We start from the raw sequence: 12,423 nt of genomic DNA, 5'->3' as shown, positions 1-12,423 counted from the left end.
GAAGGGGGAGGCCTCGCGGCCTCCCCCTTTTTGCGTTTGCGGTGCATAAATGACTCATTTACGCCAGACGATTTAATTCTTTTTGGTATTGAGCCTTTATTTAAAGAAGATAAATCGAATAACAAGGGCAACTGCCATGGCCACAATGATCAAAAGCAGGATTGTCAGTCGATGCTGCTTGCGTCGTTTACTTGACGAAACGAAGATCGATTTTCCCTGTTTTGGCGTTTCGAGATAGCGAGCCGAATGCGTCAAGGTTTGCTTTGGTCGAGGACCTCTATGTTGATTGGCGGCGGATGCTTTCAGTGGCTCCTCACTAGCTGCGCTGTTTTTAGATAATGGTGCGTCCTTCAGATATACAGGGTCTCCCGAGGCCACGCCCATATGTTTACGTCCCGTTTGGGCATCCTCGAGTGTTTGATATCGATTTCTCGTCACATACTCGGGCTCAGGATCATTAATGGGCTCTTGCGAGATGTGGGGGCGATGGAACCGTGGCGGCTGCGTGGAAGTATCTTCCCCCTGCGTCGGCATAAACATTTTGTTCTGGTTTTGGTCGTCCATGATGCCCTTTAGCTCGTTACCAACAACGTGTACGCGCTCATTGTAAGCCCCTTGCTATTTGTAGCTGCGAACATACTTGTTATTTAGGCTCTGGTTCAAAGAACCTTAACCTTACTAAAACCTTAGTCACACACACTTAGATATGCTTATAGTACTGGACTCAAAAAACTTTATAGTCCATGTATATATAAGCACTGTGTGGGCATATATAAGAGCGTCAAAAGAAGTCCCAGTCACCTAGAAGATGGCTCGGCAGTCCTAAAAGGAGTGGTAAACATGGCAAGCATGGTTCCTTATCGTTCGGTTTTTGGCGTTCGTCCTTCTGCTAGCTCGCTGTTCGATCTGTTTAATGATATGACCGACCTTGCAAACAACTCGATTGCTTCCAAGGCGTTTCCCGTTGACGTTGAGGATAAGGGCGACGGCTATGAGGTCAAGGCCTATCTGACCGGTGTCGCCAAGGACGATATCGATGTCGAGCTCAATGAGGGCCGTCTGTCCATTAGCGTGAATGTCGAGGAAGACGAAGAGAACGAGGGCAAGAACTTCCTGCAGAAGGAGTTCAGCTCGTACAGCGCGACGCGTGGCGTGTATCTAAAGGACGCTTCGAGCGAGGGCCTCTCGGCTAAGTACGCTGACGGCATCCTGACCGTTACGGTTCCCAAGATCGTCGAGAAGAAGAACGTTACGAAGATCTCCATCGACTAACTTCGTTGGTGTTCTGCGCTATTAAAAGACAGCAAAAGGGGCTGGGAAGCGATTCTCGGCCCCTTTTGCTGTCTAGGACAGTCTATTGAATGGTTGCCGGCTGATACTGACTCGCAGGGCGTATCGAGAGTTTTCGCGATCCTTGGAGAAGGGTTGCGGAGCTGCCGACCTCGTCATCCAGGGTTGCGGCCAGAGCTTTGGCATAGCTTTTGACGGTAAGGCTCGGACGATTGTTATCTTGGCTGATATGCATGGCAATGAGCTGTTCGGTGCGATCGGTAACAAGTGCGCGCGCGGCTTCGGCGGCTTGGCCATTGGAGAGGTGTCCCCTTGCAGACAGGATGCGCTCCTGAAGAAAGCGGGGATATTCTCCCTCGCGCAGCATGGTCACATCATGGTTGCTTTCGAGCGCGAGGACTCGACAATCTTCGAGGGTGTTCATGGCTTGGCTCGATAGCTCTCCGGTGTCGGTGGCAAAGCCGATGGAATCATCGAGGGCGTCGAATCGATAACCGACTGGATTGATGACATCGTGTGATGTTGAGTAGGTTTGCACGTGGATGCCGGCAATGGACAGGGTGTCGCCGGGATCGAATTCCTCGACAGGCAGATGAGAAAGATTTTCTTTGTTCGAAAGAGTGCCCCTGCTGGCAAAGAGGGGGCCGTGCCAGTGCTTGCACCAGACATCGAGGCCCTTGATGTGATCGCTATGCTCATGAGTAATGAGAAGAGCCGAGACGTTGTCTGCCGAGAGCCCCAGTTCTGCCATGCGCTTTAATGTCTCGCGGCGAGACAGTCCGTCATCGACCATAATGAGCCCCTGCGGGCCCTCTATGAGTGCGCAGTTGCCTTTAGAGCCACTGCCGAGGATATGAAGGTGCAGACAAGACATAAGATTCCAAAGGATACAATGGGTGCGGACGAATAAAGGAGGAAGCGAATGCCAACGGTATCACAGCATTACGGACACCATGCCGTGCCCGGGGCAGTCGATGAGACCCGGACGAGGCAGCAGGCTGCTCCTGTCGTGCTCATGGTATCAGGCGGCGCGGACTCGACGGCACTGCTTCTTATGGCGTGCACATCAAAGCTGGATATCCAAGACGGACGCGGTGTTGCCCCCATTGCTCGCGAGCGCCTGCATGTGCTGCATGTAAACCATCATCTGCGCGGCAAGGCGTCCGATGGCGACGAGGCCTTTGTGCGTGAGCTCTGCGCGCAATATGGTTTACCGCTGTGCGTGGAGCACGCTTATTTTGATGGGGAGTCGGGCAATATTGAGGCCGCGGCCCGCGAGGTGCGCTATGCCGCGGCGCGGAGGTATGTTCGCGAGCTCTGCGCCCAGACGGGGGCACCGCGAACGGCGGCTCGTATCTGCACCGCGCACACGTCTTCGGATCGCGCGGAAACGTTTTTGATGAACGCGATTAAGGGTTCGGGGCCCGCTGGCCTATCGAGCATTCCTCGCCGGAGGAATATCGTGGTGCGTCCCTTGCTCGACCTAACTCATGGCGAGCTCGTGGGCTATCTACAGGTACATGGTCAGCCGTGGCGTGAAGACGAGAGCAATGAGGATATCTCGTATCTGCGAAACTACGTGCGCCATCGAGTGATGCCGGTGGTGGCGCAGCGCAACGTGAGCGTCTGCAAGACGATTGGCGCCGCCTGCGAGATCTTAGGCGATGAGGACGCGTTTTTGTCTCAGCTTTCGGCACAGGCGTTTCGAAGCTGCCTGCGTAAGGAGGCGGCGGGCGCGCTGGTGCTCGATGCCAGGCGCCTTGCTGCGGCCGAGGTGGTAATCGCGCGGCGTATCGTGCGACTGGCGATTAAGCGCATCGATCCGGACGCTCGTCCAGAGATGCGACATGTGGAGCGAGTCCTTTCCTGCGTTGCCGAGGGCGCCGGCTCGGTCACGCTTCCGGCGGGGATTGACGCACGCATTGAGTTTGGCATGCTGGCGTTTAAGGCGCCGGCGGCTCGCGAGGGCCTGGTCGCGGACTGGGTTACCGTACCCGGTCGTTTGCCGTTGGGCGGGGGACGTATGCTGGTCACAGAACCGATGGCCGTTGAGCCGGGATGCGATATCGTGCGCCGCGCCCGTGAGCTTGCGGCTGCCGGGGAAGTGACAGCTTTGGTAGACGCGGCTGCCCTGGGTTTTGCCGACAGCGATAGTGAGCGGATCCTGGCGGGCTCGCGTGGCGAGATCCCTGCCGAGGCGCGATTGGCGCGCCTGTGGGTGGACGGTCCCGCACCGGGAGACGTGATGTGCCCGTTAGGGATGAGTGGTCGAAGCAAGAAAGTATCCGACTTGCTAGGTGAGGCTCGCATTCCCGTTTCCGAGCGCGCCGGAGTGCCCATGGTGAGGACGGCGCCGGGGGGTGCCGTGGTGTGGGTCGCCGGAGTTCGCGCGGACGAGCGTTTCAAGTGCACGGCCGCAACGCGTGTGGCATATCTGCTCCGCGTGGTCGATGCGGAATAGCGTCCCACGCCTGCTATTCTGTGCGACGTTGACGGTATTCCCGCGCTGATGGCGCACGGGCTGGTAAATTTACCCCGTGCGCTGCTAGAATGTGTAGTTCGCGTCCATACGGCGGTGTGTGGGCGATAAGCACAAGAAAGGGTTGTCATGGCTTCTCAACATCCGGATATCGAGAAGGTTCTGTTCACGCAGGAGGATATCGACGGTATCGTCTCTCGTCTAGGCGAGCAGATTACTCGCGACTACGCGGGTAAGGATCTGGTGCTGATTGCGGTCCTGCGCGGCGCCGTGGTCTTTATGGGCGACCTGATGCGTAAGATCGAGCTGCCGACCAACATCGATTTCATGGCTGTTTCGAGCTATGGCGACGGTGTGAAGTCCTCGGGCATCGTGCGTATCATTAAGGACCTGGATATCGACATCCGCGGTCGCGACGTGCTGATCGTTGAGGACATTCTGGACTCGGGCCTGACGCTCAAGTATCTGATGAAGAACCTCGAGAGCCGCAAGCCCGCCTCGCTGGAGGTTGCCGCCTTCCTGTGGAAGGACGTTGAGGACCGTACCTCGGCCGTCACGCCCAAGTATGTTGGAACCCATTGCCCCGATGCCTTTGTGGTGGGCTACGGCCTCGACTATGCCGAGCGCTATCGTAACCTTCCGTATCTGGGCATTTTGAAACCGGAGGTTTATTCGTAAGATGCCCGACGACCGTAACGATAACAATTCCCAGACTCCCCGGGAGCCTAAGATCCCGGGGATGCCCGGAGGCAAGAAGCCCACGCGTACGGGCTGGCTGTATTTTATTTTGGCTTGCGCGCTTCTGGGCTACGCCTTCTTTAACATGGGCTCCGGCTTTGCCAATTCCAGCAATACCGTTAAGCTTGCGACGAGCGAGATGGTGAGCGCCATTAAGCAGGATCGCGTTGAAGATTTGACCTATACGGTTCAAGACGGAAGCGTGGCGGGTCATTACTGGAAGACGAAAAAGGACAAGGGTGATACGAGCGAGCTCAAGAGCTTCTCCTCGACCTATGTCGGCTCCGATTCGCTTGCCGAGCTTATGGCGGAGCACCCCGACACCAAGTACATCGTCAACACCAACGACCCCGATTTTTGGGGCGACTTGGCGATGAGTGTGCTGCCGACGATTGCCCTGATCGCCATCATGTTCTACTTTATGCGCCAGATGATGGGCGCCAATAATAGGAACATGCAGTTTGGCAAGACCAATGCCAAGACCAACGAGGCTACGCGTCCCAAGGTCAAGTTCGAGGACGTTGCCGGCGTGGACGAGGCAGTCGAGGAGCTCGAGGAGATCCCTGACTTTTTAAGCGATCCGGATCGCTATCGCAAGCTGGGCGCCAAGATCCCGCGTGGCGTGTTGCTGGTGGGCCCTCCGGGCACCGGTAAAACGTTGCTGGCCAAGGCCGTTGCCGGCGAGGCGGGCGTGCCGTTCTTTAGCATCTCGGGTTCCGACTTTGTCGAGATGTTCGTGGGTGTCGGCGCCAGCCGTGTGCGTGACCTCTTTAAGGAGGCCAAGTCTCAGGCTCCGTCGATCATCTTTATTGACGAGATCGATGCCGTGGGACGTCAGCGCGGAGCCGGTCTGGGCGGCGGTCACGACGAGCGCGAGCAGACGCTCAACCAGCTGCTGGTCGAGATGGACGGTTTTGAGGAAAGCGAGTCGGTCATCCTGATCGCCGCGACCAACCGCCCCGATATTCTGGACCCGGCATTGCTGCGCCCCGGTCGTTTTGACCGTCAGGTTACGGTCGACCGTCCGGACGTGAAGGGCCGCGAGCAGATCTTGCGCGTGCATGCTGAGAACAAGCCGATGGACGAGGACGTTAAGTTTGAGAAGCTCGCCCAGATGACCGTTGGCTTTACTGGTGCCGATTTGGCGAACCTGCTCAACGAGTCTGCGCTGCTGGCCGCTCGCCGTCATCGTTCTGTGATCTCGATGGACGAGGTCGAGGAGTCGATGGAGCGTGTGATTGCCGGACCGCAACGCAAGGGCCGCGTGATGACCGAAGCCGAGCGCACCACGATTGCTTACCACGAGAGCGGTCACGCCCTGGTGGGCCACATCTTGGAGCATTCCGATCCGGTTCATAAGATTTCGATTGTCAGCCGCGGCCAGGCTCTGGGCTACACGTTGCAGCTTCCGCAGGAGGATCACTTCCTCAAGACCAAGAACGAGATGCTCGACGAGCTCGCCGTGTTCTTGGGCGGTCGCGTTGCCGAGGAGCTCATGTGCGACGACATCACGTCGGGCGCGAGCAACGATCTGGAGCGCGCGACTAAGATGGCGCGCGAGATGGTCACGCGCCTGGGCATGAGCGAGGAGCTGGGCACGCAAGTGTTTGGTGAGGCGCAGCATCAGGTGTTCCTTGGTCGCGATTACGCCGATCACCAGGATTACTCCGAGGAGACGGCGCGCCGCATCGATATCGAGGTTCAGCGCATCATGCGCGAAGCCCATCGCCGTGCGGTCGAGATTTTGGATGCCCGTCGCGATCAGCTCGATCTGATGGCGAAGGTGCTGCTTGAGCGCGAGACCGTCGAAGGCGACGCCGTGAACGCCCTGCTCGGCAATGAGTGGGATGCCTACCTTGAGCGCGAGGGCGATATCCTGGCGGCCAAGGAGGAGCACAATGCCAAGGCGGCCGGCATGCCGACCAAGAAGCGCTTGCCTCGCATGAGCGAGGAGGAGCTGGCGGCTGATGCTGCGGCCTTTGCGCAGGCGGCCATGCAGGAGGATGCCGAAGCCGCATCCGATGATGCCGGCGATGACCATGCCGTCAACGCTGACGGCAACACCGACGCCGACAAATAGTCCTTGTAGCGAAAGCCTCCGCGGGGAAACCTGCGGAGGCTTTTTCTTCGTTGATTGGGGACAGACTTAAATGAGCGTTTTCACGCATTTAAGTCTGTCCCCAATCAACATTGCTGCGGCGCTTTGCCCGACTAAAGCGTACAATAGCGCTTATGCGAAAGGGGAACAGATGATCAATGAAACTATGTATGCTCGCGGTGCGGAAAGCTCCATCATCCGTGAGATTTTTAGCTATGGCCTTGAGCGCAAGGCGCAGATCGGTGCGGAGAACGTATTCGATTTTTCGCTGGGCAACCCGAGTGTTCCGGCGCCCGCTGCTGTGGCTGAGTCGATTAAGAAGGCCCTGGAGCTGCCGAGTGACCAGTTGCACGGCTACACGCCCGCTCCGGGCCTGCCGCAATGTCGAGCAGCCGTCGCCGAATCGCTCAACCGCCGCTTTGGCACGAGCTATGAGGGAAAAGACGTCTTTATGACGGTGGGTGCCGCGGCTTCGCTCACCTGCACGCTCAACGCCGTTACGAACCCGGGCGACGAGGTTATTGTTATCGCCCCATACTTTCCGGAGTATCGCGTTTGGATTGAGAAGGCCGGCTGTACGTGTGTTGAGGCGCTCGCCGATGAAGATACGTTCCAGCTGAGCGTGGACAACGTGCTCAAGGCGATTACCGATAAGACGACTGCCGTCATCATCGACTCGCCCAACAATCCGACTGGTGCCGTATATACACGCGACACGCTGACGCGACTGGCCAATGTTCTGCGCGAGGCCAACGCTCAGCGCGATCCCGAGAATCCGATTATGCTCATCTCGGATGAGCCGTACCGCGAAATCGTGTACGGTGCCGAGGTGCCTTGGGTGCCCTCGATCTACGAGAACACCGTGGTGTGCTACTCGTATTCTAAGTCGCTTTCGCTGCCGGGCGAGCGCGTGGGATGGATCCTTGTTCCCAATACGAATCCTCAGGCAGATCGTCTAATGCCCGCCGTTGCCGGTGCCGCCCGTACGCTGGGCTTCGTGTGCGCGCCGGCGCTCTTCCAGCGCGTAATTATCGACTGCATCGATGAGCCGAGTGACGTTGAGGCCTATGCACGCAACCGCACCGCGCTTACCGACGCACTAGCGGAGTATGGCTACACCTATGTTGAGCCGGATGGCGCGTTCTACCTATGGGTGAAAGCGTTGGAGCCCGATGCGAATGCGTTTTGCGAGCGCGCAAAGAAGTATGAGTTGCTTGCGGTTCCCTCGGACAGCTTTGGTATGCCGGGCTGGTTCCGCCTGGGCTATTGCGTGAGTTACGAAACGATTGTCAATTCGCTACCCGCTTGGAAACAGTTGGCGGACGAGTATCGTTAAAAGTAAAGCGCTCTGCCTACAATGTTTTACGTGAAACGGGGTTTGGTGTTAAGCCGGACCCCGTTGTCATGGACGTTGTGTCTTTGGGATGGAGTGGTTTTACGACTATTGAAGGCTATGCGTACAATGAATATAAGCGACGGCCGTGCCAGATAAGGAGACCTGATGCCCTACCTGCTTTCTTGTGACATTCATACCCATACGATGTTCTCTGCGCATGCATATTCGACCATTGAGGAGAATGTGTACTGGGCGGCAGAGCGTGGTCTGCAGGTGCTCGGATCTGCCGACCATTTGAGCTCTATGGTTACGGCTTGCCCCAATGACCTGCGCAGTTACCAGTTCTTTATCAACCAGGATATCTGGCCGCGCATTTGGAGCGGCGTGCTGGTGCTGCGTGGTGCCGAGGCCGATATCGTTTCGCTGGACGGAAGCCTGTTTGGCGAGGACACCCCTGTCACGCTCGATATCGCCGGCGATTCGTACAGCCGTCAGCATTCGCTGTTCGATTTGGTTACGCGTAATTTGGATTATTTGGTTGCGAGCGTGCATAATCCGCAGATTGCTGAAGGCGCGACGCTGGCCCAGACGACCGAGATGTATATCAATGCCCTGGAGCACCCCAAGGTGTTCATGCTGGGTCACACGGGGCGTTCGGGCGTGCCGTTCGATATCGACGAGGTGCTGTTGGCAGCTAAGGCCAAGCACAAGATTATCGAGATCAACAACCATAGTCTTGAACACGGTGCCGACACTGAGCATTGGGTCGTATGCCGCAAGATCGCCGAGCGCTGCGCCGAGCTGGGCGTGGGCATTGGCGTTTCGACCGATGCGCACATTGGCATGGCAATTGGTAAGCTCGATTACGCTCGCAAGATGCTCGACGAGATTCACTTCCCGCTGGATCTGATCGTGACGCGCGATCGCGAGACGCTGCTGCGCGAGATGGCGGCAGCCGGTGTGTGCGACCTGCGCAAGGGGATGTAGCGGAATTTATAAACCAAGCGAAGGGGGGCGGCCCAGACGGGTCGCCCCCCTTCTTGTCCCAAAAATCTACTGAGGTTGGTTAGCGGCGTTCGAGGACCGCTACGGTTTCGGTGTGGTCGGTATGGGGGAACATGTCGACTGGCGTGATCTTGAGCAGGCGATAGCCTCCGTCGAGGAGCTGGTGCAGGTCGCGCTCTTGGGTCACGGGGTTGCAGCTGATATAGGTGATGCGGCGCGGCTTAAGTGCGCAGGCAGCTTCGAGGAACTCGGGCGTGGAGCCGGCGCGCGGCGGATCGATGGAAAGAACGTCGACGCGTTCGTTGTTGTCGGCGGCATCCAGGATGTAGTCGGTGGCGTCGTCGGCCATAAACCAAGCGCTGCGGGTGAGGCCGTTGAGCTCGGCATTGCGGCGTGCGTCGGCAATGCCCGCCGGGTTGCGCTCCACACCGAGCAGCATGATGCCGATACCCTTGTCCTGGGCGGCCTTGGCTGCGCAAAGACCGATGGTACCACTGCCGCAGTAGGCATCCATAAGCACATCGCCCTGGTGCAGATCCATGCCGTCGATGGCGAGCTGGTAGAGCAGCTCGGTCTGCTGCGGGTTGGTCTGGTAGAACGCGGTGGGGGAGATATCGAATTCGCAGCCGAGCAGCTGATCGCGCATGCATTCGGCACCATAGACGATGCGGGTTTCCTCGCCGAGGATGGCGTTGCCGGGACGTCCGTTGATGTTTTGGGCGACGGTGACGACGCGCGGATTGAGTGCGGCGACGGCCTCAAAGAACTCCTGCGCATGCGGCAGGTCGCGCTGGGCGGTCACAAGGGTGATCATGATCTGGTCGGTGCGCCAGCCGCAGCGAACGACGGCATAGCGAAGCAAGCCCAGATGCTTGTCCTCGTTAAAGGCGGGAATGTGCAGACGTTCGGCCTCGCGCGCGATGCCGTTAAGAATCTGTCGGGCGCCCGGTGCCTCAACGGGGCATTCGGGAACGGCAACGATTTTATGCGTGCCGCGCTCAAAAAAGCCGCAGCGGACAGCGCCCTCATTGCCGGGGGCAAAGGGAGTGGCGGCCTTATGGCGAAAACCGCGCGGCGCAGGATATTTGCCCGGGTCGCCCAGGGTGACGCCCATACCGCGAATAGGATCAACGGCGATACCCTCACGCTCGCAGAGCGAAGCAAAAAGCTCCTCCATAGCAGCCTGCTTGGCGGCGAGCTGCTTCTTATAAGGACGATTGAGCGCCGTGCACCCACCGCAAGCTTTCATGATGGAACAGGGAGACTTGGGGTCCACAGCCTTACGCGCAGACGAAACCGAATCATTATGCGGGCGCTTGGAACGAGTCCGAGGCGCTTTGTCCCCGCCTCGACGAGAGTCAGAACGCTTGGTCTTAGCCCTGTTCTTGGTCGATTTGCTTTTTGCAGCTTTAGAAGACTTGGATTTCGTAGAAGATTTCTCCTTCTTCGACCCCTCAGCCGCCTCCACCAAAGCACGACGAGCTCTACGTTCCGCACGAGATTCTGCCATCAATAACTCCACTAATTCATGAATTAAAGCTGCAAGTATTGTACCGTGCCAAGCCAGCAGACGATATACAAGCGGTTTATTCGTGTCAGTGATAAGCCCAACGACGGTTGCCCGCCGCGTGAGGGGTGTGGGGGTTAAGTTTATCGCGAGTTCCGCACGAACAGGAGGCCACTTAATGTGGCCTCCGTCGTGAGCAGGACTGTAGAGCAGGAAACTTAACCCCCACACCCCTCACGCGGCGGGCAAACTCGCCTTGTGCTCTATCACGCTAAAGTGTATGATTCTGAACGTTACATGACTCACTTTACCTAACTAAAGTGCCATCAAGGGGGAATACCATGAATACCGATATGTCTCGTCGTCAGTTTGTTGGTCTAGCCGGCTCGCTTGCCACGGTGCTTGGCCTTGGTCTTGTCGGCTGCGGCGGTGGTGCCGGCAAGGGCTCCGCTGCAGGCTCTGCCGCGGCCAAGGATGTGAAGGGCGCTGCGGAGTCCAAGAAACTCGTGGTGGGCTTTGACAAGTCCTATCCTCCGTACGGTTTTGTGGGCGACGATGGCGAGTACACTGGCTTTGATCTCGATTTGGCCAAGGCTGTTGCCGATAAGCAGGGCTGGGATGTCGATTACGAGGCCATCGATTGGGATGCCAAGGACACGCTGCTCAACTCCGGCGCCATCAACTGCATCTGGAACGGCTTTACTATGGAGGGTCGCGAGGACGACTACACGTTCTCCGAGCCGTACATGCTCAACGAGCAGGTACTCGTGGTCAAGAAGGATGCGGGCATCAAGAGCTGGGATGATCTTGCCGGCAAGACGGTGATCACCCAGACCGATTCCGCTGCGCAGGATGTACTCGAGGGTGACCAGAAGGATCTGGCGGCGACGTTTGCCACGCTCGATACCATCGGCGAGTACAATACGGCCTTTATGCAGCTCGAGAGCGGCGCGGTCGATGCCGTGGCTTGCGACCTTTCGATTGCCCAATATCAGCTTGCCGCAAAGCCCGATGCCTATACGCAGCTTGATAAGCCGCTGTCCAGCGAGCACTACGCCGTCGGCTTTAAGAAGGGCGACACCAAGTCGGCCGACGCCGTGACCGAGTCGCTCAAGGCGCTCTATGAGGACGGCACGGTCAAGGACCTGTGCGACAAGTATTCAAGCTATGGTCTATCTTTCGATAATTGGGTGCTCAAGTAATGTCTATCCAGGTCATGATGCAGATGCTTGGCCAGGGATTCTTGGTCAGCTTGCAGCTGTTTGTGCTAACGCTGCTCGGGTCGATTCCGCTGGGAATCCCCGTGGCGTTTATGCGCATGAGCAAAATTGCGCCGCTTCGCTGGATCGCGCGCATCTACATTTCGGTCATGCGCGGTACGCCGCTCATGCTGCAGATGTTTGCCATCTACTTTGCCCCGTACTACGTGTTTGGCATTTCGCTCACGCCCGATTCCAAGTGGACGGCGTGCGTTGTGGCATTCATCATCAACTACGCCGGCTACTTTGCCGAGATCTATCGATCGGGCCTGCAGTCCATTCCGCGCGGTCAATACGAGGCTGCCGAGGTGCTGGGCTACTCGCGCATGCAGACGTTTCTGTATATCGTGATGCCGCAGGTCGCCAAGCGCATTTTGCCGGCGATGGGCAACGAGATCATCACACTGGTCAAGGACACGTCGCTGGCGTTCGCCATCGGCGTGGGCGAGATGTTCTCGACGGCCAAGGCGCTAGTTGCCTCGCAAGTGAGCATGGTGCCGTTTGCGATCGCGGCGCTGATCTACTGGGTCTTTAACTTTGTGGTCGAGATGCTGCTGGGCACCGCCGAAAAGAAGCTGGACTATTACCATGACTAGATCGTTCCGCCGTTCTAGCGAACGGCGGACTGCTCGACGCTGCGCGCGTGCCTGACGGCCAATCTGCTCCTCAAACCGTCGCTTGCGTACAGAAGTACGCGGCGCTCCTCTTTCG

At 57.8% G+C, this 12,423-nt stretch carries 11 protein-coding genes; 8 read left to right on the top strand and 3 right to left on the bottom strand.

Translation table 11 applies throughout. From position 1 onward, the window contains the following. Nucleotides 1–96: 96 nt before the first annotated feature. Entirely contained in the window at nt 97–564 is a 468-nt protein-coding gene (locus tag DWY51_RS08830) for a hypothetical protein (protein WP_117770582.1), read from the bottom strand. Nucleotides 565–840: 276 nt separating this feature from the next. On the opposite strand from DWY51_RS08830, the gene DWY51_RS08825 reads away from it, so the two are divergent. Beyond that, nucleotides 841–1,272 (top strand): Hsp20/alpha crystallin family protein, encoded by a 432-nt coding sequence (locus DWY51_RS08825; protein WP_117770581.1) that lies wholly within the window; start codon nt 841–843, stop codon nt 1,270–1,272. Between the two features lie 82 nt (nt 1,273–1,354). Here the strand turns inward: DWY51_RS08825 and DWY51_RS08820 are convergent, their stop codons facing one another. Next, nucleotides 1,355–2,164, bottom strand: a complete 810-nt coding sequence (locus DWY51_RS08820) for an MBL fold metallo-hydrolase (RefSeq protein WP_117770580.1) — start codon at nt 2,162–2,164, stop codon at nt 1,355–1,357. Between the two features lie 48 nt (nt 2,165–2,212). Here DWY51_RS08820 and tilS point away from each other — a divergent pair, with 48 nt between their 5' ends. The 5 genes from tilS (at nt 2,213) to DWY51_RS08795 (ending at nt 8,928) form a co-directional block, all read left to right on the top strand. Continuing rightward, entirely contained in the window at nt 2,213–3,751 is a 1,539-nt protein-coding gene (tilS, locus tag DWY51_RS08815) for a tRNA lysidine(34) synthetase TilS (RefSeq protein WP_199411409.1), read from the top strand. A 147-nt stretch (nt 3,752–3,898) separates the two neighbouring features. Continuing rightward, nucleotides 3,899–4,447: a hypoxanthine phosphoribosyltransferase gene (gene hpt / locus DWY51_RS08810; RefSeq protein ID WP_055251779.1), complete on the top strand. Its 549-nt coding sequence runs from the start codon at nt 3,899–3,901 to the stop codon at nt 4,445–4,447. Between the two features lies 1 nt (nt 4,448). Beyond that, complete coding sequence (gene ftsH, locus DWY51_RS08805; protein WP_117770579.1) at nt 4,449–6,587, top strand: ATP-dependent zinc metalloprotease FtsH; 2,139 nt, start codon at nt 4,449–4,451, stop codon at nt 6,585–6,587. 169 nt (nt 6,588–6,756) lie between these two features. Continuing rightward, entirely contained in the window at nt 6,757–7,941 is a 1,185-nt protein-coding gene (locus DWY51_RS08800; protein WP_117770578.1) for a pyridoxal phosphate-dependent aminotransferase, read from the top strand. 165 nt (nt 7,942–8,106) lie between these two features. After that, nucleotides 8,107–8,928: a phosphatase gene (locus DWY51_RS08795; protein ID WP_117770577.1), complete on the top strand. Its 822-nt coding sequence runs from the start codon at nt 8,107–8,109 to the stop codon at nt 8,926–8,928. A gap of 79 nt (nt 8,929–9,007) precedes the next feature. On the opposite strand, the gene rlmD is transcribed toward DWY51_RS08795, so the two are convergent. Continuing rightward, complete coding sequence (gene rlmD / locus DWY51_RS08790; protein ID WP_369832600.1) at nt 9,008–10,222, bottom strand: 23S rRNA (uracil(1939)-C(5))-methyltransferase RlmD; 1,215 nt, start codon at nt 10,220–10,222, stop codon at nt 9,008–9,010. A gap of 572 nt (nt 10,223–10,794) precedes the next feature. Between rlmD and DWY51_RS08785 the strand changes: the two genes are divergently transcribed. Both DWY51_RS08785 and DWY51_RS08780 read left to right on the top strand, forming a co-directional pair. Beyond that, nucleotides 10,795–11,655 carry a transporter substrate-binding domain-containing protein gene (locus DWY51_RS08785; RefSeq protein WP_117655764.1) on the top strand — a complete coding sequence of 287 codons (861 nt, stop codon included), beginning with the start codon at nt 10,795–10,797 and terminating at the stop codon, nt 11,653–11,655. Then, nucleotides 11,655–12,308, top strand: coding sequence for an amino acid ABC transporter permease (locus tag DWY51_RS08780; RefSeq protein ID WP_117770575.1), 654 nt, complete (start codon nt 11,655–11,657; stop codon nt 12,306–12,308). The genes DWY51_RS08785 and DWY51_RS08780 overlap by 1 nt, the downstream gene beginning before the upstream one ends. The last annotated feature ends 115 nt before the right edge of the window (nt 12,309–12,423 follow it).

It is taken from the genome of Collinsella sp. AF25-2LB (assembly GCF_003458415.1).
Classification (GTDB): domain Bacteria; phylum Actinomycetota; class Coriobacteriia; order Coriobacteriales; family Coriobacteriaceae; genus Collinsella.
This window is presented reverse-complemented; position numbering and strand designations above follow the sequence as displayed.

What these genes read in the sequence shown, in the direction of transcription:
- tilS (WP_199411409.1), top strand. Translation starts at nt 2,213, where the DNA reads ATGCCAACGGTATCACAGCATTACGGACACCATGCCGTGCCCGGGGCA.
- DWY51_RS08795 (WP_117770577.1), top strand. Translation starts at nt 8,107, where the DNA reads ATGCCCTACCTGCTTTCTTGTGACATTCATACCCATACGATGTTCTCT.
- DWY51_RS08825 (WP_117770581.1), top strand. Translation starts at nt 841, where the DNA reads ATGGCAAGCATGGTTCCTTATCGTTCGGTTTTTGGCGTTCGTCCTTCT.
- DWY51_RS08800 (WP_117770578.1), top strand. Translation starts at nt 6,757, where the DNA reads ATGATCAATGAAACTATGTATGCTCGCGGTGCGGAAAGCTCCATCATC.
- DWY51_RS08785 (WP_117655764.1), top strand. Translation starts at nt 10,795, where the DNA reads ATGAATACCGATATGTCTCGTCGTCAGTTTGTTGGTCTAGCCGGCTCG.
- DWY51_RS08780 (WP_117770575.1), top strand. Translation starts at nt 11,655, where the DNA reads ATGTCTATCCAGGTCATGATGCAGATGCTTGGCCAGGGATTCTTGGTC.
- DWY51_RS08820 (WP_117770580.1), bottom strand. Translation starts at nt 2,164, where the DNA reads ATGTCTTGTCTGCACCTTCATATCCTCGGCAGTGGCTCTAAAGGCAAC.
- ftsH (WP_117770579.1), top strand. Translation starts at nt 4,449, where the DNA reads ATGCCCGACGACCGTAACGATAACAATTCCCAGACTCCCCGGGAGCCT.
- hpt (WP_055251779.1), top strand. Translation starts at nt 3,899, where the DNA reads ATGGCTTCTCAACATCCGGATATCGAGAAGGTTCTGTTCACGCAGGAG.
- DWY51_RS08830 (WP_117770582.1), bottom strand. Translation starts at nt 564, where the DNA reads ATGGACGACCAAAACCAGAACAAAATGTTTATGCCGACGCAGGGGGAA.